19 protein-coding genes and 1 tRNA gene are annotated in these 22,573 nt (G+C 57.0%); 16 read left to right on the top strand and 4 right to left on the bottom strand.

Translation table 11 applies throughout. The features are described 5' to 3' along the window. The first annotated feature begins 125 nt into the window (after positions 1 to 125). From EF096_RS03770 to EF096_RS03720, 11 genes are all read left to right on the top strand, one after another. Positions 126 to 2,786 carry an LPS-assembly protein LptD gene (locus tag EF096_RS03770; protein ID WP_123888288.1) on the top strand — a complete coding sequence of 887 codons (2,661 nt, stop codon included), beginning with the start codon at positions 126 to 128 and terminating at the stop codon, positions 2,784 to 2,786. Then, positions 2,776 to 4,065, top strand: a complete 1,290-nt coding sequence (locus EF096_RS03765) for a peptidylprolyl isomerase (protein ID WP_123888287.1) — start codon at positions 2,776 to 2,778, stop codon at positions 4,063 to 4,065. The genes EF096_RS03770 and EF096_RS03765 overlap by 11 nt, the downstream gene beginning before the upstream one ends. Beyond that, positions 4,065 to 5,057 (top strand): 4-hydroxythreonine-4-phosphate dehydrogenase PdxA, encoded by a 993-nt coding sequence (gene pdxA, locus EF096_RS03760; protein ID WP_123888505.1) that lies wholly within the window; start codon positions 4,065 to 4,067, stop codon positions 5,055 to 5,057. Before EF096_RS03765 ends, pdxA begins: the two co-directional genes overlap by 1 nt. Next, positions 5,054 to 5,863 carry a 16S rRNA (adenine(1518)-N(6)/adenine(1519)-N(6))-dimethyltransferase RsmA gene (rsmA, locus tag EF096_RS03755; protein WP_123888286.1) on the top strand — a complete coding sequence of 270 codons (810 nt, stop codon included), beginning with the start codon at positions 5,054 to 5,056 and terminating at the stop codon, positions 5,861 to 5,863. The genes pdxA and rsmA overlap by 4 nt, the downstream gene beginning before the upstream one ends. Beyond that, positions 5,860 to 6,243 (top strand): Co2+/Mg2+ efflux protein ApaG, encoded by a 384-nt coding sequence (apaG, locus tag EF096_RS03750; protein ID WP_123888285.1) that lies wholly within the window; start codon positions 5,860 to 5,862, stop codon positions 6,241 to 6,243. Before rsmA ends, apaG begins: the two co-directional genes overlap by 4 nt. 41 nt (positions 6,244 to 6,284) lie before the next feature. Beyond that, on the top strand, positions 6,285 to 7,097 hold the full coding sequence (locus tag EF096_RS03745; RefSeq protein WP_123888284.1) for a symmetrical bis(5'-nucleosyl)-tetraphosphatase: 813 nt from the start codon (positions 6,285 to 6,287) through the stop codon (positions 7,095 to 7,097). 87 nt (positions 7,098 to 7,184) lie between these two features. Next, on the top strand, positions 7,185 to 7,505 hold the full coding sequence (gene glpE, locus EF096_RS03740; RefSeq protein ID WP_123888283.1) for a thiosulfate sulfurtransferase GlpE: 321 nt from the start codon (positions 7,185 to 7,187) through the stop codon (positions 7,503 to 7,505). A gap of 309 nt (positions 7,506 to 7,814) precedes the next feature. Further along, the gene (locus EF096_RS03735; protein WP_123888282.1) at positions 7,815 to 9,737 is read left to right on the top strand and encodes a PrkA family serine protein kinase; all 1,923 of its coding nucleotides are present in this window, start codon (positions 7,815 to 7,817) and stop codon (positions 9,735 to 9,737) included. A gap of 141 nt (positions 9,738 to 9,878) precedes the next feature. Next, the gene (locus EF096_RS03730) at positions 9,879 to 11,153 is read left to right on the top strand and encodes a YeaH/YhbH family protein (protein WP_123888281.1); all 1,275 of its coding nucleotides are present in this window, start codon (positions 9,879 to 9,881) and stop codon (positions 11,151 to 11,153) included. Next, entirely contained in the window at positions 11,150 to 12,703 is a 1,554-nt protein-coding gene (locus EF096_RS03725; RefSeq protein WP_123888280.1) for a SpoVR family protein, read from the top strand. Before EF096_RS03730 ends, EF096_RS03725 begins: the two co-directional genes overlap by 4 nt. A gap of 162 nt (positions 12,704 to 12,865) precedes the next feature. After that, positions 12,866 to 14,104: a multifunctional CCA addition/repair protein gene (locus EF096_RS03720; protein WP_123888279.1), complete on the top strand. Its 1,239-nt coding sequence runs from the start codon at positions 12,866 to 12,868 to the stop codon at positions 14,102 to 14,104. Here EF096_RS03720 and folK read toward each other — a convergent pair. Together folK and folB are read right to left on the bottom strand one after the other, a co-directional pair. Continuing rightward, positions 14,083 to 14,625, bottom strand: a complete 543-nt coding sequence (gene folK / locus EF096_RS03715) for a 2-amino-4-hydroxy-6-hydroxymethyldihydropteridine diphosphokinase (RefSeq protein WP_123888278.1) — start codon at positions 14,623 to 14,625, stop codon at positions 14,083 to 14,085. The two genes, EF096_RS03720 and folK, sit on opposite strands and share 22 nt — an antisense overlap. Further along, positions 14,622 to 14,984 carry a dihydroneopterin aldolase gene (gene folB / locus EF096_RS03710; RefSeq protein ID WP_123888277.1) on the bottom strand — a complete coding sequence of 121 codons (363 nt, stop codon included), beginning with the start codon at positions 14,982 to 14,984 and terminating at the stop codon, positions 14,622 to 14,624. Before folB ends, folK begins: the two co-directional genes overlap by 4 nt. A 50-nt stretch (positions 14,985 to 15,034) precedes the next feature. On the opposite strand from folB, the gene plsY reads away from it, so the two are divergent. Beyond that, positions 15,035 to 15,619 (top strand): glycerol-3-phosphate 1-O-acyltransferase PlsY, encoded by a 585-nt coding sequence (gene plsY, locus EF096_RS03705; RefSeq protein ID WP_123888504.1) that lies wholly within the window; start codon positions 15,035 to 15,037, stop codon positions 15,617 to 15,619. Here the strand turns inward: plsY and tsaD are convergent. After that, positions 15,609 to 16,646: a tRNA (adenosine(37)-N6)-threonylcarbamoyltransferase complex transferase subunit TsaD gene (tsaD, locus tag EF096_RS03700; protein ID WP_123888276.1), complete on the bottom strand. Its 1,038-nt coding sequence runs from the start codon at positions 16,644 to 16,646 to the stop codon at positions 15,609 to 15,611. The two genes, plsY and tsaD, sit on opposite strands and share 11 nt — an antisense overlap. A 220-nt stretch (positions 16,647 to 16,866) precedes the next feature. On the opposite strand from tsaD, the gene rpsU reads away from it, so the two are divergent. The 4 genes from rpsU (at position 16,867) to EF096_RS03680 (ending at position 21,476) form a co-directional block, all read left to right on the top strand. After that, on the top strand, positions 16,867 to 17,082 hold the full coding sequence (rpsU, locus tag EF096_RS03695; protein ID WP_092286121.1) for a 30S ribosomal protein S21: 216 nt from the start codon (positions 16,867 to 16,869) through the stop codon (positions 17,080 to 17,082). A gap of 234 nt (positions 17,083 to 17,316) precedes the next feature. Next, positions 17,317 to 19,227, top strand: coding sequence for a DNA primase (gene dnaG / locus EF096_RS03690; RefSeq protein WP_123888275.1), 1,911 nt, complete (start codon positions 17,317 to 17,319; stop codon positions 19,225 to 19,227). Positions 19,228 to 19,314: 87 nt separating this feature from the next. Continuing rightward, positions 19,315 to 21,180, top strand: a complete 1,866-nt coding sequence (gene rpoD / locus EF096_RS03685; RefSeq protein WP_123888274.1) for an RNA polymerase sigma factor RpoD — start codon at positions 19,315 to 19,317, stop codon at positions 21,178 to 21,180. A 219-nt stretch (positions 21,181 to 21,399) separates the two neighbouring features. After that, a tRNA-Ile gene (locus EF096_RS03680) sits at positions 21,400 to 21,476 on the top strand. Between the two features lie 674 nt (positions 21,477 to 22,150). Here the strand turns inward: EF096_RS03680 and EF096_RS20855 are convergent. Next, the gene (locus EF096_RS20855; protein WP_158611232.1) at positions 22,151 to 22,312 is read right to left on the bottom strand and encodes an antitoxin Xre/MbcA/ParS toxin-binding domain-containing protein; all 162 of its coding nucleotides are present in this window, start codon (positions 22,310 to 22,312) and stop codon (positions 22,151 to 22,153) included. Positions 22,313 to 22,573: the final 261 nt, after the last annotated feature.

Genomic DNA, 22,573 nt, shown 5'->3' with positions numbered 1-22,573 from the left:
AGCTCTGGCAGCACCCTATGCTTTATTATCCGGTATCTTGCTGAACAGACACAGCATGCAGAATGCTATCTCCTCGCACACGGCGTCGCGAGCACGCACCGACTGGAAGCCCGGATAATTACATAATGGCCTACCGAACTCCTCCGTTTCGCTCTTCATTTCCCATGTTGCTGGCTAGCTCTTTGCTGCTTGCTCAGCCAATCAGCTCCTTCGCAGCCAGCCAGGTACAGTGTACTCCTAGCGGCAACAGCTGGAGCTGCGAACCTATTCAGGCGCGCGGTGAACTGCCGCCCAGGCCAGTGCAGGCGACACCACCACCGCCTCCCGTCAGCAACGAACCGGTCGGCATAGCAGCTTCCGCTGTTGCCGCTAACGATGCTGGCAACAACGACTACAGCCGTCTGGACTGGGTGCCCCGTGAGCAATTGAGTGCAGAGCAGCAAGCGGCTATTGCGCCTTACTGCGGCGGCACTTACGTCGAGCCTGAGCGCAGTGGCCGCGATGACGAGACGCCTTTCGATCAGCTACCGGTTTACGCCTCGGCTGAATCCAGCCGATTCGAGCAAGGTAGCCAGACCGGCGTACTGGAAGGCGATGTACTGATGCGCCAGGGCCGACTGCAGGCCCGAGCCGATCAGGCCAGCTTCGATCAGGCCAACAGCAGCGCCCGCCTGGAGGGCAATGTACGGCTTCGCGACCAGGGCGTTCTGGTGCTGGGCGACCAGGCCAGCATGCGCATTGATAATGGCGAAACGCGGATTGATAACGTCGACTACGTGATTCATGACGCTCGCGCTCGCGGCACCGCCGACAAGCTTATGCGCCGGGACGACGGCATCATCGTCATGACCGATGGCAGCTACACCACCTGTGAGCCAGGTGAAAACACCTGGTCTTTGCACAGCAAGGATATTGAACTGGACCGTGATAAGGGCTGGGGCGAAGCCAAACACGTAGTCCTGAAAGTCAAAGACGTGCCGGTTTTCTATACCCCGTACATCTACTTTCCGCTTGATGATCGCCGTCAGACCGGCCTGCTGACGCCTTCGTTCAGCCAGTCCACTGACAATGGCACCGAGATCGAGACGCCTTACTACATCAACATCGCACCAGACTATGACGCCACGCTGTACCCGCGTTATATGTCCGAGCGCGGCCTGCAGATGGAAGGTGAGTTCCGCTACCTCAAGCCAGACAACGAAGGCAGCCTCAGTGCGGCCTATCTGAACGACAGCAAGTTCAACGAGAATCGTTGGCTGTATGGCTGGCAGCATGAAGGCGGCATGAGCAGCCGCTGGGCCACAGAGGTCGATTTCACCGACATCAGCGATCCTTTCTACTTCCAGGATCTCAATTCGGCGCTCGACGTGACCAGCGATACCTATGTTAACCAGCGCGCCGCCGTGACCTACCGCGGTGATGGCTGGCGCTTCCAGGCGGCAGTTCATGGCTACGAGTTGGCAACCATCACCTCGCTGACGCCTTACCAGCGTCTGCCACAACTGCGCCTTGATGGTGCCGACTGGCTTGGCGACACGGGCCTGCGCTTTGGCTACAACGCCGAGTACACCTACTTTGACCGCGACCTCGACAGCGGCTTTATCACCGGTGAAAACGGCATCCAGTTCGACAGCGCTGGCAACGCCATTCTGACGCCCGATGAGAACCTGATTGGCCTGCAGCGCGCCACCGGTCATCGCGTCAGTGTCAGCCCGAGCTTGAGCTACCCTTGGCGTAACAGCTTTGCCTTCGTCACGCCAAGCGTGCGAGTTCAGTCGACTTACTATGATCTGGACTTCGACGCCCGTTCCGGCGATGGCTTCAACTATGGCAACGCCAACACTACGCCTTCGAGCACCATTCCGATCACCAGCCTCGATAGCGGCTTGTACTTCGATCGTGAGACCAGTTGGTTCGGCAATAACCTGCGCCAGACCCTCGAGCCGCGCGCCTTTTATCTCTACGCGCCAGACGAAGATCAGAACGACCAGCCATTGTTTGACACCAACGAGAACACCTTTAGCTACAACTCGCTGTTCCGCGATGATCGCTTCAGCGGTAACGACCGTGTTGGGGACGCCAACCAGCTAGCACTTGGCGTGACCAGCCGCGCTCTGGAAGAAGACGGCACCGAGCGCGCACGCGGCAGCCTGGGCCAGGTGTTCTATTTCCGTGATCGCAACGTACAGCTGCTTGAAGCAGACGGCACAGAGCCGGACGCCGACACCTCGTCATCCTCAGCCTACGCCGCCGAACTGATGTACCGTGTCAGCGACGCCTGGCGCCTGAATGCCGACATGTTGTGGGACCCGGATAACAGCGGCAGTGATGCTGGCAGCTTTATGGCTAACTACCAGCCTGAGCCCCGCAAAATCCTTAATATGGGCTACCGCTATCGCAACAACATCAACACCTTTAATGCGTTGACCGGTAGCTTCGACCGTGACGTTGATCGCCGCATTGATCAATCCGACATGTCCTTCATGTGGCCACTCAACCCCCAATGGAGTTTGATCGGCCGCTGGCAGCACGATTTTGCCGACGATCGAACCCTGGAAGCGCTGGGTGGTCTGGAGTACGACAGTTGCTGCTGGAAGCTACGCGTCGTCAACCGCTACTGGGTCGACTACAACGAGTTTGAATCGGTCGCTAGAGATGAAGCTAACCGCGGCATTTTCCTGCAAATCGTCCTCAAGGGCCTTGGTAGCGTGACCGGCAACGATGTCGACAGCCTCCTCGGCGATGGAATCCCAGGCTATAGAGAGCGTGAAAAAAATGCATTGTAAGTTTATTCCGGCCATTTTCAGCCTGTGCGCAGCCCTGCTGCTGAGCACCACTGCTCAGGCAGACGTAGTGCCGCTGGACCGTGTGGCCGCCATTGTCGACAACGATGTTGTCATGGTCAGTCAGGTGAACGAGCGTATGCAGGCAGTGCGCCAGCAACTAAGCCAAAATGGCACTGAACTGCCACCAGAAGATCAGCTGCAGTCCCAGGTCGTGGACCGCTTGGTGCTCGAAAGTATCCAGTTGCAAATGGGCGAGCGTGCCGGCATTCGCATCGACGATGCTGCCCTCAACCAGGCCATGCAGCAGATCGCCGCCCGCAACAATGTCACACTGGATCAATTCCGCGCGGCGCTTGAGCGCGATGGCATCAGCTACAATCAGGCGCGCGAGCAAATTCGCCGCGAGATGATCATCAACCGGGTACGTCAACGTCGGGTGCGCGACACCATCCAGGTGAGCGATCAGGAAGTTCGCAACTTTTTGAGCTCTGAAGTTGGCCAATACCAGACCTCTGCCGATTTTCGCCTGGCGATGATCGTGCTGCCGCTGTCCGAAAGCGCCAGCCAAGCCGAGGTCGAGAAGGCAGCCAAAGCGGCTACTGATATCTATAACCAGCTCAACCAGGGCGCAGACTTCAACACCCTCGCTGCGAGCCGTTCTGCTGGCGAGACCGCCCTGGAAGGTGGTGAGTTGGGCTGGCGTAAGGCGGCACAACTGCCAGGCCCCTTCGCCAATGCGGTGAACCAACTGGACATCGGTGGCATCACGCAACCTATGCGCTCTCCGGCTGGCTTCCATATCCTCAAGCTGCTTGAAAAACGCGGTGGCGAAGGCCAGCTGGTGCAGGAATACAAGGTTCGCCACATCCTGATCAAGCCGAGCGAAATTCGCTCCGAAGGCGAAGCCGCACAGCTGACCCAGCGTCTATATGACCGTATCGCAGCAGGAGAGTCTTTTGCCGAGCTGGCCAAGGCCTACTCGGAAGACCCGGGCAGCGCGCTCAATGGTGGCGATCTGAATTGGGTTACCGCCGACAGCCTCGCACCCGAATTCGCCGACGTCATGACCACCACACCGCAAGGCAAGGTGTCGGTGCCATTCCAGAGTCAGTACGGTTGGCATATTCTGCAGGTGCAAGGCGAGCGCGAAGTCGATATGACCGATGACATGCGTGAACGTCAGGCGATTAATCTGATTCAGAGCCGCAAGTACGAGGAAGAGCTGCAGTCATGGCTGCTGCAGATCCGCGACGAAGCCTACGTCGAGATCAAGATCTAGTGAGTTTGCCCTGTATTGCGATAACCGCCGGCGAGCCGGCGGGTATCGGTCCAGATCTTTGTATCCAGATAGCCCAACAGCCCAGCGCCTTTCAGCGCGTCATCATTGCCGACCCGGAATTACTACGCAGCCGTGCGCAGCTTCTTGGGCTACCACTTGAACTATCTACCTACGATCCTGATGCCCTGGCCACTCCCCAGGCAGCCGGGCAGCTTTGTGTGTTACCAGTCCCACTGGCAGCCCCCTGCCAGCCAGGCACACTGGATCAGCGCAATGCCAGCTATGTACTGGATACCTTGCGTCTGGCTGGCGAAGGCTGTCTCGCAGGGCATTTTTCCGCCGTGGTCACCGCACCGGTTCACAAAGGCATTATCAATGATGCGGGCGTCCCCTTCTCTGGCCATACCGAGTTTTTCGCTGAACTGACCCACACCGAGCAAGTGGTGATGATGCTCGCCTGCCCCGGCCTGCGAGTCGCGCTGGCGACCACGCATTTGCCCTTGCGCGCCGTGGCCGACGCCATAACCCCCAGCCTGTTGGAGCGGGTGATTGGTATTCTGCAAGCCGACCTGATCAGCAAGTTTGGTATTACCGCTCCTCGTATTCTGGTTTGTGGTTTAAACCCGCATGCGGGCGAAGATGGCCATCTTGGGCGCGAAGAGCTGGATATTATTATCCCAACCCTTAACAGACTGCGTGCGCAGGGTATGAATCTGATTGGCCCATTGCCCGCTGACACCCTGTTTACCCCCAAGCACCTTGATCAGGCTGATGCAGTGCTCGCCATGTATCACGACCAGGGTCTGCCGGTGCTTAAACACAAAGGTTTTGGGCAGGCAGTCAACATTACACTCGGCATGCCGATCATTCGCACCTCGGTTGATCACGGCACGGCGCTGGATCTGGCTGGTAAAGGCACGGCGAACGCCGGCAGCCTGATGGTCGCTATGGATACCGCTGCGCAAATGATCGCCGCCCGGAGAGCACTATGAATCAGTTCCCGCAACACAAGGCGCGTAAGCGCTTTGGTCAGAACTTCCTGCATGATGCTGGCGTGATAGATCGCATTATCCGTGCCGTCGCGCCACGCGAAGGTGATCACCTGGTCGAGATTGGTCCAGGCCAGGGCGCTATTACCTCCGGCCTGCTGGCCAGCGGTGCCAGGCTGGACGTGGTGGAGCTCGACCATGACCTTCATCCCATTCTGATGGGGCAGTTCGGTTTTAATGATCGTTTTCAGCTACACAAAGGCGACGCGCTCAAGTTCGATTTCAGCCAGTTGGCCGATGACGAGCGCAAACTGCGTGTGGTCGGCAACCTGCCGTACAATATTTCCACGCCACTGATGTTTCACCTGCTGGCCCAATCACACTGCATCAGCGACATGCACTTTATGCTGCAGAAGGAAGTAGTGCAGCGCCTGGCAGCGACAGCCGGGATGAACCACTACGGCCGCCTGGGCATCATGGTGCAGTACCATTGCACTGTCGAGCACCTGTTCGACGTCGGTTCCGGTGCTTTCAAGCCAGCCCCCAAGGTAGACTCAGCAATAGTGCGCCTTACGCCACACGCTACCTTGCCGCACCCGGCAGATGATGTTCGCACCCTGGAAAACCTGGTACGCGAAGCGTTCAACCAGCGCCGCAAAACCTTGCGCAACACATTGAAACCGCTCTTGAGCGCCGAACAGATCGAGTCCGAAGGACTAGACCCCGGCATTCGGCCTGAGCAGGTCGACTTGGCCGGTTTCGTGCGGCTGGCAAACCACCTGGCCCGCCTGGAGGCATCCGCATCATGAGTAATGCTGAAACCTACGCCATCGACGTCAGCGTACAAACTCGTTACCTGCGCGAGCAGTCCGATCCGGACGCCCAGCGTTTCGCCTTCGCCTACACCATCACTATTGCCAATCTGGGTGCCTTGCCTGCACAGTTGCTCAGCCGTAGCTGGCTAATCACCGATGGCAACAGTAAGGTGCAGGAGGTTCAGGGCCCGGGCGTTGTGGGTGAACAACCGACCATTGCACCTGGCGCCAGCCACACCTACACCAGTGGCTGCCTACTGGAAACCCCAGTCGGAACCATGGAAGGCAGCTACGATATGCGTGCCAGCGATGGCCACCAGTTTGTCGCTGAGATAAACCGGTTTCGCCTCGCCAAACCCAACGCATTGAATTGAATTGAATTGAATCACACCACATTGGGCAAATAGATAACGGTATGACGACTTACGCTGTTGGCGACATTCAAGGCTGCCTGAAGCCACTCAAATGCCTGCTGGCCGAAGTCGACTTTAACCCGTCCAGAGATGTGCTCTGGTCCGTCGGCGACATGGTTAACCGTGGGCCCGAATCGCTGGAAACCCTGCGCTACCTGAATAGCCTGGATAACGCCTGTGTTGCGGTACTGGGTAACCATGATCTGCACCTGCTGGCGGCAGCCTATGACAGCCGGCGCCTGAAAAAATCCGATACGCTGAGAACCCTGCTCAAGGCAGACGACCGTAAAAAATTGATCGCCAGTCTGCGCCAACGACCACTTGCCCATCACGATGCAGCATTGGGCTATGTCATGTGTCACGCGGGCATACCGCCGATCTGGAGCATAAAGCAGGCGCTGGATTTGGCAGCTGAAGTCGAAGCCGTGCTGCGCTCGGACAAACGCCTGCCTGACTTCCTGGACGAAATGTACGGTAACGAGCCGGCCCGCTGGAAAGATAACCTCAAGGGCATAGCGCGCCTGCGCGCGATCACCAACTACTTGACCCGCATGCGCTTCTGCAAGCCCGATGGTACGCTGGACCTGAAATCGAAAGAGGGACTGGAAACCACACCCAACGGCTATGAGCCATGGTTTCGCTACCCGCGCAAGGACCCAGAGGTGCAGATACTATTCGGTCACTGGGCAGCGATTGAGGGGCGTACCGGCACCCAGGGCGTACACGCGCTGGACACCGGTTGTGTGTGGGGCGGACGTATGACACTGATGAACCTCGACAGCCAGGAACTGCATAGCTGCAACTGTTCCGCATAGGCTCTGTCACTCTTTCGGCAGCGCCAGCGTTGCCTGGTAAAACCCTGTTAAGTAGCCAACCCTGAAGCCTATTGCGGAGCCGTCAACATGAGCGACTTTCAACGTATTGATCCTAACCAGGCCAACAACCTGCTGCTGGACGGCGCACAGCTGGCCGATATTCGCGACCCGCAAAGCTACCAGCAGGGCCATATCCCCGGCGCAGTAAGGCTGGACAATGACAACTTGGCGCAGTTCGTCGAAGCCGCAGACAAGCAGCAACCGCTATTGATCTGTTGCTACCACGGTAACTCAAGCCAATCAGCCGCCGCCTATCTGGCCAGCCTCGGCTTTAGCGCGGTCTACAGCCTGGACGGTGGTTTTGAGCTATGGCAACAACACTTCCCCGACCAGGTTAGCCGCGACTAAATTATCAGTAACGAAAAAAACCCGGCTTAATTCTTCCCATGGATCGCGGTATGCATCTATCCTGAATTCAGGAGATTCATAAAGAGCAAGTCGGTCTGCCGGCTTCCGATAACGACGGGAGCCTGCCGGATCCGTCGTCCGGCCAGCCGATCTGGTCGCCCGGTGCCTCCGACAGACTCCCTGACCATGCCCGTCTTAGCGTTTTAGGGGAATCACGCATCAGGATATGCCGTCGCCCGGTAAAGCGCGTCAGGCGGGCTGTTGCCCGGAAGTTGCAGACCTCATCCCTGGTAACAGCGAGGTCGTGTCATGAGCATATTCAGTCATTTCCAGAACCGCTTCGAAGCCACCCGACAAGAAGAATATAGCCTTCAGGAATACCTGGAGCTCTGCAAAACCGACCCTACCGCCTATGCTTCTGCCGCTGAGCGCCTGTTGATGGCTATCGGCAAACCTGAGCTGGTCGACACCTCACTCGATCAGCGCTACTCCCGTATTTTTTCCAACAAGATCATCAAGCGCTATCCAGCCTTTGCCGACTTTCATGGCATGGAAGACGCCATTGAGCATATCGTTTCCTTCTTTCGCCATGCCGCACAGGGGCTTGAAGAACGTAAACAGATTCTCTACTTGCTGGGTCCGGTGGGTGGCGGCAAGTCGTCTCTGGCCGAAAAGCTCAAGTCATTGATGCAGCAAGTCCCGTTTTACGCAATCAAAGGGTCACCCGTATTCGAGTCGCCACTGGGGCTATTCAATGCCGAGGAAGACGGCGATATTCTCGAAGAAGATTTCGGCATCCCCCGACGCTATCTCAACAGCATTATTTCGCCTTGGGCAGTCAAGCGTCTGCACGAATTCAACGGCGACATTTCGCAGTTCCGCGTAGTTAAAATCTATCCTTCAATCCTGCAGCAGATAGCGGTAGCCAAAACCGAGCCAGGCGACGAAAACAATCAGGATATTTCCTCACTGGTCGGCAAGGTGGATATACGCAAGCTAGAGGAGTTTCCGCAGAACGACCCTGATGCCTATAGCTATTCAGGCGGCCTGTGCCGCGCCAACCAGGGCTTGCTGGAATTCGTCGAGATGTTCAAGGCCCCCATCAAGGTGCTGCACCCCTTGCTGACCGCAACCCAGGAAGGCAACTACAACAGTACCGAAGGCATGGGTGCAATTCCCTTCAACGGCGTGATTCTGGCCCACTCCAACGAATCCGAGTGGCACAGCTTCCGCAACAACAAGAACAACGAAGCCTTTATCGACCGTATTTATATCGTCAAGGTGCCCTACTGCCTGCGCGTCAGCGACGAAATACAGATTTACGCAAAACTGCTCAGCAACAGCTCACTAGCCAACGCCCACTGCGCGCCGGATACGCTGAAAATGCTGGCCCAATTCACTACCCTGTCGCGCCTCAAGGAGCCGGAAAACTCCAGCGTCTACTCCAAAATGCGCATCTATGACGGCGAGAACCTGAAAGACACCGACCCCAAGGCCAAGTCGATCCAGGAATACCGCGATACCGCAGGCGTCGACGAAGGCATGAACGGCCTCTCGACCCGCTTTGCCTTCAAGATTCTGTCCAAGGTATTTAACTTCGACACCACCGAAGTCGCCGCCAACCCGGTGCATTTGCTTTACGTGCTGGAGCAGCAGATCGAGCAGGAGCAATTCCCCAATGAGGTCAGTGAGCGCTATCTGCGCTTTCTCAAGGAGTACCTGGCGCCACGCTACGTCGAGTTCATTGGCAAGGAAATTCAGACCGCCTACCTGGAGTCCTACAGTGAGTACGGTCAGAACATCTTCGACCGCTATGTGCTCTACGCCGACTTCTGGATTCAGGACCAGGAGTACCGCGACCCGGAAACCGGCGAAATACTCAACCGCGCCTCACTCAACGAAGAGCTGGAGAAAATCGAAAAACCTGCAGGCATCAGTAACCCCAAGGATTTCCGTAACGAAATAGTCAACTTCGTGCTGCGCGCCCGCGCCCACAACAACGGCAAGAACCCAAGCTGGCTGTCCTACGAAAAACTGCGGGTGGTGATCGAGAAGAAAATGTTCTCCAACACCGAAGACCTGCTGCCGGTGATCAGCTTTAACGCCAAGGCCTCCAACGAGGACCAGAAGAAGCATAACGACTTTGTCACTCGCATGATCGAGCGCGGCTACACCGAGAAACAGGTAAGGCTGCTGTCGGAATGGTACTTGCGCGTGCGTAAAGCACAGTAACGGCCATAGGGCAGCTACAAGCCGCAAGCGTCAAGCGGCAAGCAGAGCGGCGCCGCCTGAAACTAACTGCGACGCCTCAAAGCAGCACGGCCAGCTTCAAGCTTGCAGTTTATAGCTTGCGGCTGGCCCGGAGGGCCTTGAATGAGCTATGTGATTGATCGACGTCTAAATGGCAAGAACAAGAGCACCGTAAACCGGCAACGGTTTTTGCGGCGCTACAAGTCGCACATCAAAAAGGCCGTGGAGGAAGCAGTAGGCCACCGCTCGATCACTGATATCGAGCATGGCGAGAACATCAGTATCCCCGGCAGGGACATTGATGAGCCGATTTTTCACCACGGTCAGGGCGGCCGCCAGACGCAGGTTCATCCCGGCAATAAGGAGTTTTCCACTGGCGACCGTTTCGCCCGTCCGCAGGGCGGCGGTGGCAGCGGGCCGGGGGGCAACCAGGCCGGCGATAGCGGTGAAGGCATGGACGAGTTCGTCTTCCAGATCACGCAAGACGAATTTCTCGAATTCATGTTTGAAGACCTGGCGCTACCCAACCTGATCAAACGCCAACTGACTGGGACCGACACCTTCAAACCAGTGCGCGCGGGAATCAGTCAACAGGGCAATCCCTCGCGCATCAATATCGTACGCTCAATGCGCGCCGCCCACGCTAGGCGCATCGCCCTCAGCGGCGGCAGCCGCAAGCGCTTGCGGGCTGCCCGCGATGAATTGGAGGCACTACGCCGGGAGAGCCCGGACGACCTGATCAGTATCCAACGCCTGCAGGAAGAGATCTCCGCACTACGTACCCGCGTCGAGCGCATCCCCTTTCTGGATACCTTTGATCTGCGCTACAACCTGATCGTCAAGCAGCCCAACCCCTCGTCGAAAGCCGTCATGTTCTGCCTGATGGACGTATCCGGCTCCATGACGCAAGCAACCAAAGACCTGGCCAAACGCTTCTATATTCTGCTCTACCTCTTTTTGCGCCGGAACTACGAACGTATAGACGTGGTATTCATTCGTCATCACACCAGCGCCAAGGAGGTCGAAGAGGAGGAATTCTTCTACTCCCGTGAAACCGGCGGCACTATTGTGTCCAGCGCCCTAAGGCTGATGCAGCAGATCATCGAAGAGCGTTATCCGGTCAATGAGTGGAATATTTACTGCGCCCAGGCTTCCGATGGCGACAATTGGAACGACGACTCGCCGATCTGCCGCGAACTGCTGATCAAGCAGATCATGCCGGCCATGCAGTACTACTGCTACGTCGAAATAACGCCGCGCGAGCACCAGACCCTATGGCAAGAATATGAGGCCGTAGCTGAGCATTTTGCCGACAGTTTTGCACAGCAGCAGATTACCGACGCCGCCGATATATATCCGGTATTTCGCCAGCTATTCCAGAAAAGGATGGCCACATGACGCGAACTCCCATCTCTACCGGCTCGGAATGGACCTTCGAGCTGATCCGCGAGTACGACCAGGAAATCGGCCGTATCGCCCATGATATTTATGGACTGGATACCTACCCTAACCAGATCGAGGTCATCACCGCCGAGCAGATGATGGACGCCTACGCCTCGGTCGGTATGCCGCTGGGTTATCACCACTGGTCCTACGGCAAACATTTTCTGGCGACCGAGAAGGGCTACAAACGCGGCCAGATGGGGCTTGCGTACGAGATCGTGATTAACTCCGATCCCTGCATAGCCTATCTGATGGAAGAAAACACCATGACCATGCAGGCACTGGTCATCGCCCATGCCTGCTACGGCCATAATTCGTTCTTCAAGGGTAACTACCTGTTCCGCAGCTGGACCGACGCCGGTGCGATCATTGATTATCTGGTGTTTGCCAAGCAGTACATCAGCGAGTGTGAGGAGCGCTACGGCATTGATGCGGTCGAGGATCTGCTGGATTCCTGTCACGCGCTGATGAACTATGGCGTAGACCGCTACAAGCGGCCCTACCCTATCTCCGCTGCCGAGGAACGACAACGCCAGCAGGAGCGCGAGGAGCACCTGCAACGCCAGGTCAACGAGCTGTGGAAAACCATACCGGTAGCCAACAGTGAGCGGCATAGCGACGAAGAGCAGAGCCGCTTCCCCTCCGAGCCGCAGGAGAACCTGCTGTACTTTATCGAGAAAAACGCACCGCTGCTGGAGCCCTGGCAGCGTGAAATAGTGCGAATTGTGCGCAAGGTCGCCCAGTACTTTTATCCTCAGCGCCAGACCCAAGTCATGAACGAGGGCTGGGCCACCTTTTGGCACTACACCCTACTGAACCACCTGTATGACGAGGGCAAGGTTACCGACGGCTTCATCATGGAGTTTCTGCAATCGCATACCAGCGTGATCTACCAGCCGTCGTTCGACAGCGACTGGTACAGCGGCATCAACCCCTACGCACTCGGATTCGCGATGATGCAGGACATTCGGCGCATCTGCGAACATCCAACCGAAGAAGACCGCCACTGGTTCCCCGACGTTGCAGGCAGTGATTGGCTGAAAACCATCAAGTTCGCCATGCGCAGCTTCAAGGACGAGAGCTTTATTCTCCAATACCTGTCACCCAAGGTGATCCGTGATTTCAAGCTGTTTGCGATTATCGATGACGAGGTAGACGATCACCTAGAGGTGGCTGCGATTCATGATGACAGCGGCTACCGGGCGGTGCGCGAGTTACTCGCGGCCCAGTACAACCTGGGCAACCGCGAACCGAACATTCAGGTCTGGTCGGTTGATCGCCGCGGCGACCGATCTATCACCCTGCATCACCAACGCCACCAGGGTAAGCCCCTGGGCAAGTCAACCGATGAGATGCTCAAGCACCTGCACCGCCTCTGGGGCTTTGATGTGCACCTGGAAAGTCGCGACGGCACTCGCCTGGTGAGTGAAGCGCACATCCCACCGCGCCCGGAGCCGGAGGAAGATAAATTTCCGCGCTTCGACCTGAATATCCCGCCGATTTAGACGATATACGAAAGCATGAGCTGGTTTCAGGTCTCAAGCAGTGGGCGCGCAAGCCGAGCCAAGTGATACAAACAAAACAGAGAGGCTGGTTCGGCTTGCGGCTTGCGGCCTGGCGCGTCAAGCTTGCAGTTCACAAGATCAAGGCTTGCCAACCGAGGCTCCATGTCATCCACATCTTCCATCTATCTGGTCGGCGGCGCCGTCCGCGATCAACTCCTGGACCGCCCGGTTACCGACCGTGACTGGGTGGTGGTCGGCAGCACCCCCGAAGCCATGCTCGCACAGGGTTACCAGCCCGTCGGGCAGGACTTCCCGGTATTTATCAAGCCGCAAACAGGCGAGGAATATGCCCTTGCCCGGACTGAGCGCAAGAGTGGAAAAGGCTACGGTGGCTTTACTTTCCACACCAGCGCGGATGTGACCCTGGAGGACGACTTGATTAGGCGCGACCTGACCATCAACGCGATGGCGCAGGCGCCGGATGGCAGCATCATTGACCCTTACGGCGGCCAACAAGATTTGCACAGGCGCCTGCTGCGCCACGTCTCTCCAGCTTTCGCCGAAGACCCTCTGCGCGTGCTGCGCGTGGCGCGCTTTGCCGCGCGCTTCGCCGATCTGGGTTTCCAGGTCGCCCCGGAAACGCTTGGTTTGATGCGTCAACTGGCAGAGTCTGGCGAACTGCAAACCCTTACCGCTGAGCGTAGCTGGCAGGAAATTAGTCGCGCACTGATGGAACCGCACCCTGAGGTCTTTATCCAGGTGCTGCGCGACTGCGGCGCACTGGCGGAGTTACTGCCCGAGATAGATGCCCTGTTCGGCGTACCGCAACCGCAAGCCCACCATCCAGAAATCGACACCGGTGAACACATTCTGCAAGTGCTACAGATCGCTGCGCGCGAGCAGTTACCACTCCCGGCACGCTGGGCTTGTCTGCTGCATGACCTGGGCAAGGCCCTGACGCCGCAGGCGCAATGGCCGAAACACCACGGCCATGAGCAAAAGGGGCTCAAGGCGGTAAAAGCGATCAATCAACGCTGCAAGGCGCCAAAGGACTGCCAGGAGTTAGCCCTGCTGTGCTGCGAATATCACACCCACAGCCACCGCGCACTGGAACTGCGACCACAAACGCTGATCAAGCTGTTCAAAGCACTGGATATCTACCGCCGCGCCGAGCGGTTCGAGTATTTTCTGGCGGTGTGCCGCGCCGATGCGCAGGGCCGCACTGGACGTGAAGAGGCGCCATACCCGCAAGCCGATTACCTGCGCGGCGCAGCAGAGGCAGCGCGCGCTGTGGCCGTTCAGCCGTTATTGGCTGCTGGGTTACAAGGGGCGGAGCTAGGCAAGGCACTTGAGCAAAGCCGCCAACAGGCCATCGCCGATTACAAGGCCGCGTGGACCTGACTGCTCGATAGCAGGTCGGGAGGCGTCAAGGCACGATCATGCCAGACAAAAGGCACAGCCCAGAGTTGCTGGGTACCCTGCCATTGAGACCAATGCTGGGCATAGCTCAACTCAGTGCCAGGTAATAGAACGTCAGGAGCCAGCAGCGCCAGCGGCCAAAGCACAAAGGCATTGCGCAGTACCTCCGGGCGTGGCAACACCAGGCCAGCATGCACGCCGCTCAGCTCGCCATAGGTAAGAATATCAATATCCAGGGTGATGCGACCCGGAACCTTGGTCTCTCGCCGCCCACAGGCGGCCTCAATGGCCTTGAGCGCAGCGTTCAGGTCAGCAAGCGATAACCTGGTATCAAACACCACTACCAGGTTGTAGAAGCGCTTACCCAGCATCCCCACTGCGTCACTCTCAAATACCGGTGACACCTGCAGGTTAGCGCCCAACTCACACAGCGCATCCAAGCCACGCTGCAAGTGGTAGTCGCGCGCAGCATTACTGCCCAGACCAAGATAAGCCCTGTTCACGACGGCAATACTCCGCGCTCGATCAAAACGCCAACGCCGCCGGCGGCCTGCTTCACTGCGTCAGGCTTGGTCACCCGTAAACGCAGCCAGGGAATATCAAACTCCTTGCGCAGCTTGGCCGCCAGCTTCTCGGCCAGCGTCTCAACCAGTAAAAATTCGCTGGCCTGCACAAAGGTGATAATGAACTCACTGATTGCCGCGTAATTCAGCGTGGCGTCGATATTTTCATGGGCAGCTGCAGGACGAATATCCCAGGCCATATCCAGATCGAAGATCAGGGGCTGACGAATGGTGCGCTCCCAGTCGTAGATACCGATAACGGCATCCGTTGTTAACCCTTTGATAAAAACCTGATCCACGCATTGCTCCCATGTCGACTACAATCGTCGTTTTAATTACGGTCAGCACTATGCCCGCCAACCTGCTGCTATGGTCCTGCATTGCCTATCTACTCGGCTCAGTCTCCTTTGCCGTGCTGATCAGCCGTCTGCGTCACCTGCCAGACCCACGCCGACTCGGCTCGGGCAATCCAGGTGCCAGCAATATGTTACGCCTAGGCAACCGCTCACTGGCACTGGCAACTCTGATCGGCGATCTCGGCAAAGGCCTGCTGGCAGTTTGGCTGGCCCGCCATGCCGAACTATCTCTGGCGTACCAGGGCTGGGTAGGCCTGGCCGCCGTCTGTGGCCACGTACTCCCCATCTTTCACCGCCTGCAAGGTGGCAAGGGCGTTGCCACTGCCGCGGGCGTTATGCTGATTCTGGCGTGGCCTGCCGCACTGCTGGCAGCGCTCGTCTGGTTATTGGCTTTTTACTGGCAACGCATGGCATCACTCGCCTCACTATTGGCCAGCCTGTCTTTACTCCCCTGGCTAGCCTGGCAAGCGCCACAATTACTGATACCCGTAGCCTTGATGGTCAGCCTGATACTGCTGCGCCACCGGGTCAACATTGGCCGCCTGATCAACGGCCAGGAAACGCGCTTCAAGCCTTGACCGCCAACGCAGGCAACTGATCCATCGGCCAGCGCGCGCGCGCCTCGATACCAGATATGTCGTGCTGCCCAGCCATCAGCCGCTGACAGCCAGCGTAGGCAATCATGGCGCCATTGTCCGTGCAGAAGGCGGGACGTGCATAAAACACCTCGCCTTTCAGACCAGCGGTCATTTTTTCCAGGTTAGCGCGCAGGCGCTGGTTGGCACTGACACCGCCAGCAATCACCAGCCGCTTGAGCCCCGTCTGCTTGAGTGCGCGCTTACACTTGATGGTCAGCGTTTCCACTACAGCAGTTTCAAACCCCAGCGCCAGATCGGCCTGCACCTGATGACTGACCTCCCCTTGCTGCTGGCAGCGCTGCCAGGCATTCAGCACCGATGTTTTCAAACCACTGAAACTAAAATCCAGACCGGGGCGGTCCGTCATGGGGCGCGGGAAAACAAAGACGCCGGCTTCGCCCTCTTCGGCCAGGCGAGCGATCTCGGGGCCACCGGGGTAAGGCAGCCCCATCAGCTTGGCGGTCTTGTCAAAGGCTTCACCGGCGGCATCGTCCAACGATTCACCCAAGAGTTGATACTCACCAATGCCGTCCACCCGGACCAGTTGGGTATGACCACCCGACACCAGCAGCGCGACAAAAGGGAACGCAGGAGGAGACGCTTCCAGCATGGGGGCCAACAGATGACCTTCCATGTGATGCACGCCCAGCGCCGGCACGCCCCAGGCAAAGGCCAGTGCACGCGCACAGGCGCCACCGACTAATAGCGCCCCAACCAGACCCGGGCCAGCGGTATAAACCACGCCATCGACCTCGCCTGGCTGCAGAGCAGCCTGATCAAACACCTCACGCATCAACGGCACCAACCGTTTGACATGGTCGCGCGAAGCCAGCTCCGGCACTACACCACCGTATACCCGGTGCAGATCAATCTGACTGAAGAGCGCATCCGCGAGCAGCCCTCGCTCGCTGTCGTATATCGCAACGCCGGTTTCATCACAGGAGGTTTCTATACCCAGAACACGCATGCTTTGCCTTTGTGTGGTTGAGTGCGAACTCGCTCGCATTAATCCAGTAAGTCGCGCATCATAATCAGCCCGGCGCCCACAGGCCAGTTTTTTGCCTTTATGGGTGTCATAGGCTTTGCATTTTCCAAAGGGAGGCGGTAACATCCGCGTCCCTTGAAATGCAATCGCCGTAGGCAATATCGCCTTCGGCTACGACTACAACGTTTGAGAAAGGTACGAAATGCCTAACGTCAAAGTTAAAGAGAATGAACCCTTCGACGTGGCCCTGCGTCGTTTCAAACGCTCCTGCGAAAAAGCAGGCGTTCTGGCTGAAGTGCGCCGTCGTGAGTTTTATGAAAAGCCCACTACCGAGCGCAAGCGCAAGGCTGCTGCCGCTGTTAAGCGTCACGCTAAAAAGATTCAACGCGAACAGCGTCGTCGCGAACGTCTGTACTGAGTTCCGACTTTCAGCTCTGTAGGGCCTGATCGCAGGCCCAACCGTTCTTGCCTTACAAGGCTTGATAAGTAGCTGAAAAAATCTGATATACGCACTTTTCCGGCCTTCCAATTTTTGGAACGGGCTGGATTTTTGCGTCTCCGTGCCTATCGGATATTATAGTGCGCCAAACCGATCAAGCGTCCGGCCTAGCCGTTCGCTCGCGGTTTCCTTTTGCTGGTGCAAGGCAGATACATGGCCGGGCTTATTCCTCAGGGCTTTATCGATGACCTTCTCGGACGGACCGATATCGTCGAGGTGGTTGGTGCGCGCCTGAAACTCAAGAAAACCGGCAAGAACTACTCGGCACTGTGCCCTTTTCATAACGAAAAATCACCGTCCTTCAGCGTCAGTCCGGACAAGCAATTCTATTATTGCTTCGGCTGCGGCGCGGGCGGCAATGCGCTTAGTTTTGTCATGGACTTTGAGCGGCTGGACTTTCCCGAGGCAGTCGAAGACCTGGCCAAACAGGCTGGCGTCGCCGTACCCCGCGAAGAGCGCAGCGACCGCAAGCAACAAAACACACCGCGCAAAGACAGCCCGTTATATGCACTGCTTGAGCAAGCGGCAGCCTACTATCGTCAGCAATTGCGCCACCACCCAAAGAAACAACGTGCAGTCAGCTACCTCAAGCAGCGCGGACTCACCGGACATATCGCCAAAACCTACGATCTAGGCTTGGCGCCGCCCGGCTGGGATAACCTGATGTCGCACCTTAGTCGCGACACCTCAGAGCAGAAGGCGCTGATCGAAGCGGGCCTGGTGGTTGAGAACGAAGACAGCGGAAAACGTTACGACCGCTTTCGTGATCGCATCATGTTCCCCATTCGTGACAGCCGGGGCCGCGTGATTGGCTTTGGTGGCCGGGTTCTGGGTGACGACAAACCCAAATACCTGAACTCGCCGGAGACGCCAGTCTTCCACAAGGGCCAAGAACTCTATGGCCTATACGAGGCGAAGCAGCAGAACCGGCAACTAGACGACGTTATTGTGGTCGAAGGTTACATGGACGTGATTGCCCTGGCTCAGCACGGCGTCACCAACGCCGTAGCGACACTTGGCACCGCGACCAGCGAAGATCACTTGAAGCGCCTGTTCCGTCTGGTGCATAGCGTGACCTTCTGCTTTGACGGCGACAAGGCAGGCAAACAGGCTGCTTGGCGGGCACTGAACTCTGCCCTACCCGTGCTGGAAGACGGCAGGCACGTGCGTTTTTTGTTTCTGCCTGACGGACAAGATCCGGATAGCATGGTGCGCGAAGAAGGCCAGCAAGCGTTTCAGCAGCGCGTCAACGAGCAGGCAGAACCGCTCACCGAGTACCTGTTTCGGCATTTGAGCATAGAGGCCAACCCTGTCAGCCTCGAAGGCAAAGCGCATCTGGCGGCACTGGCACTACCATTGATCGATAAAGTACCCGGCAGTCTGCTGCGTCGCCTACTGCGCCAGTCGCTGGCCCAGATTACCGGCATGGACCTGAACCGCGTCGAGACCGAAGCTAAGCAGCCAGTAGCCAGCCTTAGCGAACCGGCTACCATCGCAGCGCCAGAGCAACAGGATGCGCCGCCCAACTGGGACGACGACTGGCAACCGCCGATGGATGACTATGCGCCGAGCTATGAACCGAGCGAGCGCAACGAGCGACCCGCCCCGCGAAAGCCTCAGCGCAGCGGAAAGAAAGGCGTAGATAGCCCGCTACTGCAAGCTACTCGCACCCTGTTGCACCACCCGCACCTGGCAGGCATGGCGCAGCAGGCCAATGAACTGGCTGACGAAGACAAGGATGAGGCAAGACTATTGGTAGCACTGCTGGATGCAGCACAAAAAAACCCAGGATTAAGCACCATAGAATTGCTCGCCAGGTGGCATGGTACGGCGCTTGGCGAGCAACTGAGTCACTTGGCTGAACAGGAATGGTTGCTGAATAATCCTGATCACAACCTTGAACAACAGTTTTTCGACACTATAAATAGATTATCCGCCGAACAAACCGAACGGCACATCGACAAACTCCTGGCAAAGTCGGCTAACCAGCCGCTTAGCGCCGAGGAGAAGCAGCAACTGCTCGATCTTTTTGGACGCCAACGCGCACCAAAAACCGACAGCTAACGCCGCCTCAACTGGCGCGGAGCCCTAAATTCAGGGTATAATCCGCAGCTTACTTTTTTGCACACCAATGCGTCCACAAGGGTTGTTATGTCCGGAAAAGCGCAACAGCAATCCCGTCTCAAAGAGCTCATTGCCCGCGGTCGCGAGCAGGGCTATCTGACCTATGCGGAAGTCAACGACCACCTGCCCGAGGATATCTCCGATCCGGAACAGGTAGAAGACATCATCCGCATGATCAACGACATGGGCATCACCGTGTTCGAGGTTGCACCGGATGCTGATGCTCTGTTGCTCGCCGACAACGATGCCGATGAATCTGCCGCCGAAGAGGCTGCTGCTGCATTAGCCGCGGTTGAGACGGATATCGGTCGCACCACCGACCCCGTGCGCATGTACATGCGTGAAATGGGTACGGTCGAGCTGCTGACCCGTGAAGGCGAGATTGAAATCGCCAAGCGCATCGAGGAAGGCATCCGCGAAGTCATGGCGGCCATCTCTATGTTCCCGGGGACAGTCGAGAGCATTCTTGCCGACTACGCTCGCGTCACCGAGGAAGGCGGACGTCTGTCTGACATCTTCAGTGGTTATATAGACCCTGACGATGACGGCCTGTCTGGCACCGACAACGCTCAAATTCCCAGCGCGGCCTCGAAGGACGACAAGAAAAAGTCCGACGACGACAGCGATGATGATGACGACGACAGCGATGACGACGACAGCTCGGATGACGAAGGCGATGGCGGCCCGGATCCAGAGATCGCTCGCATGCGCTTCACCGCGATCGGTGATCAGCTCGAGAAAGTCAAAAAGGTCCTGAAGAAGAACCCACGCAACAGCAGCAAAGTTATTGCCGAGCTGGATGCGTTGGCGTTGCTCTTCATGCCGATCAAACTGATACCCAAGCAGTATGAAGCCTTGGTTGTGCGTGTCCGCAGTGCGCAGGATCAGATCCGCAAGCAAGAGCGCGCGATCATGCAATTGTGCGTACGTGATGCACGTATGCCGCGTAACGAGTTCCTGCGCAGCTTCCCGGGCAACGAAGTCAACGATGGCTGGGTTGACGAACTGCTGGCCGGAAAACCACGCTACGCCGAAGCACTGGAAGCGGTTAAACCCGACATCCTTCGTGCGCAGAAGAAGCTGACCATACTGGAACAGGAAGCTGAGCTGACTGTATCCGAGGTCAAGGACATTAACCGTCGCATGTCGATTGGTGAAGCCCGTGCTCGTCGCGCCAAGAAAGAGATGGTCGAGGCCAACTTGCGTCTGGTTATCTCTATTGCCAAGAAGTACACCAACCGTGGCTTGCAATTCCTTGATCTGATCCAGGAAGGCAACATCGGTCTGATGAAGGCAGTAGACAAGTTCGAATACCGCCGCGGCTATAAGTTCTCGACTTATGCCACCTGGTGGATTCGTCAGGCAATCACGCGCTCCATTGCGGACCAGGCTCGTACCATTCGTATTCCGGTACACATGATCGAAACGATCAACAAGCTGAACCGTATCTCTCGTCAGATGCTGCAGGAAATGGGTCGTGAACCCACACCTGAAGAGCTGGGCGAGCGCATGGAAATGCCGGAAGACAAGATTCGTAAAGTGCTGAAAATCGCCAAGGAGCCCATCTCGATGGAAACTCCAATCGGCGACGACGAAGACTCCCATCTGGGCGACTTCATCGAAGACGGCACCATGGAATCGCCAATCGACTCGGCCACCGTGGAGAACCTCAAAGAGGCCACTCGCGATGTATTGGGCGGGTTGACTGCACGCGAGGCCAAGGTACTGCGCATGCGTTTTGGTATCGACATGAACACCGATCACACCCTGGAAGAAGTCGGCAAGCAGTTCGACGTCACCCGTGAACGGATTCGTCAGATCGAAGCCAAAGCACTGCGTAAACTGCGCCACCCTACCCGCAGCGATCACTTGCGCAGCTTCCTCGACGAGTAAGCTCATGTGAACCGCAGTGCATCAATGCCCAGCTATGCTGGGCATTTTTGTCTCCGCTCGCGAACCGTTCCGCACGAACAACATCCCAACATAACGGGGCCTTGAGAGCCTAAAACGCGCCTGCCGCAACCAAGCGACGCAATTTCGTTAGCTTCCTGCAACGCATGCCTAGTCAGAGGCCATCTCAGCCCGTATAATTCCGCCCTGCTATAAGCACGTGGGCCTATAGCTCAGTTGGTCAGAGCAGGCGACTCATAATCGCTTGGTCGTAGGTTCAAGTCCTACTGGGCCCACCATTTCTTTGCTGTGCGCTTCAAGTGTGTTCTTGCACCCATAGTTTGGCCGGTTTGGCCACACTATGGTAACAATTGCGACCTCATTTGGCCGGCCTCGAGTGCTTCCCGTCGCGCTGCCCATCTGGCTAGATGAATAGCTTCATCCAGCCCCCTCAACTCATCGTCAATTTTGCGTCCTACTCTTGGCGCTAAAAAGTGCGACTCTCCCGCACCTGCTGCATACGAGGCAAATTTCGAACTGACTCAACACCTTATCGACCGCAGGTATGGCGCAGAAGTCGCATTAATCTGATTCTTGATAATCGGCTCACAACACCCGTATGCTGACTGAACATGAAGTCACTAAGGCTGACCGGGCTATGATTATTGACTCCCAACCTGACAGCGCAGGCCAAAGCGATGTGGCACTCGACTCCCGGATTGCGGAGCAAGCGGCCATGGCAACAAACATGGCCTATAAAAGAGCAAAAAAGTTGTCATGCACCGTTGTAGTGTCAAAAAATGGATACATTATTGCAGAGCTCCCTGACGGCACAGAGAAAAGGCTTGGTGTTTCTCGGCGCAGGAGAGTCGTGGCGGGTGTACCTATAAGAATTCACGGGATTCAACCCGATCTATAGCTCCAAAAAGCCCCACAATGTTCATTTAGATGTATCTGGGTAAGGTTGCAGAGCTCAGCAAAACATACCCATCTCTAGTCGTCCGATAAGATCCCTGACCGCCTCACATTCAACTCCAGTACGAAAAAACTCCATCGGTGCCTGGCCATTCAGCTCGTTTTGTGACGCTCTTACCCATCGACGGGCAAGGCCCTGATCATCCTCGAACAACCTCACAACATCGCTAAATAAAATAGCTGCCCTAACGATCCTGTCGCTTTCATCAGAACTAAACCGGCCACATTTTAGTCTGCGATAAAACGTCGATCAGGACATCCCCAGACAACGGGGAAAGCTCTAAAGGATCTAACTGCATATTCCGGCCCATCGTGACCGCCCATTCCGTTTGAACGTGACCGCCTGTTCCGGGCTAACGTGACCGCTCATTCCGTTTTATCGTGACCGATTTTGGGTGATATCCCGGAATCACCGGTCACG

This window comes from Pseudomonas neustonica (assembly GCF_003797945.1).
In the GTDB taxonomy this organism is placed as follows: Bacteria; Pseudomonadota; Gammaproteobacteria; order Pseudomonadales; family Pseudomonadaceae; genus Halopseudomonas; species Halopseudomonas neustonica.
This window is presented reverse-complemented; position numbering and strand designations above follow the sequence as displayed.

Excerpts from the sequence above, each read along its gene's own strand:
- EF096_RS03770 (WP_123888288.1), top strand. The coding sequence starts at position 126 with ATGGCCTACCGAACTCCTCCGTTTCGCTCTTCATTTCCCATGTTGCTG.
- EF096_RS03765 (WP_123888287.1), top strand. The coding sequence starts at position 2,776 with ATGCATTGTAAGTTTATTCCGGCCATTTTCAGCCTGTGCGCAGCCCTG.
- rsmA (WP_123888286.1), top strand. The coding sequence starts at position 5,054 with ATGAATCAGTTCCCGCAACACAAGGCGCGTAAGCGCTTTGGTCAGAAC.
- apaG (WP_123888285.1), top strand. The coding sequence starts at position 5,860 with ATGAGTAATGCTGAAACCTACGCCATCGACGTCAGCGTACAAACTCGT.
- EF096_RS03745 (WP_123888284.1), top strand. The coding sequence starts at position 6,285 with ATGACGACTTACGCTGTTGGCGACATTCAAGGCTGCCTGAAGCCACTC.
- glpE (WP_123888283.1), top strand. The coding sequence starts at position 7,185 with ATGAGCGACTTTCAACGTATTGATCCTAACCAGGCCAACAACCTGCTG.
- EF096_RS03735 (WP_123888282.1), top strand. The coding sequence starts at position 7,815 with ATGAGCATATTCAGTCATTTCCAGAACCGCTTCGAAGCCACCCGACAA.
- EF096_RS03730 (WP_123888281.1), top strand. The coding sequence starts at position 9,879 with ATGAGCTATGTGATTGATCGACGTCTAAATGGCAAGAACAAGAGCACC.
- EF096_RS03725 (WP_123888280.1), top strand. The coding sequence starts at position 11,150 with ATGACGCGAACTCCCATCTCTACCGGCTCGGAATGGACCTTCGAGCTG.
- EF096_RS03720 (WP_123888279.1), top strand. The coding sequence starts at position 12,866 with ATGTCATCCACATCTTCCATCTATCTGGTCGGCGGCGCCGTCCGCGAT.
- plsY (WP_123888504.1), top strand. The coding sequence starts at position 15,035 with ATGCCCGCCAACCTGCTGCTATGGTCCTGCATTGCCTATCTACTCGGC.
- tsaD (WP_123888276.1), bottom strand. The coding sequence starts at position 16,646 with ATGCGTGTTCTGGGTATAGAAACCTCCTGTGATGAAACCGGCGTTGCG.
- rpsU (WP_092286121.1), top strand. The coding sequence starts at position 16,867 with ATGCCTAACGTCAAAGTTAAAGAGAATGAACCCTTCGACGTGGCCCTG.
- dnaG (WP_123888275.1), top strand. The coding sequence starts at position 17,317 with ATGGCCGGGCTTATTCCTCAGGGCTTTATCGATGACCTTCTCGGACGG.
- rpoD (WP_123888274.1), top strand. The coding sequence starts at position 19,315 with ATGTCCGGAAAAGCGCAACAGCAATCCCGTCTCAAAGAGCTCATTGCC.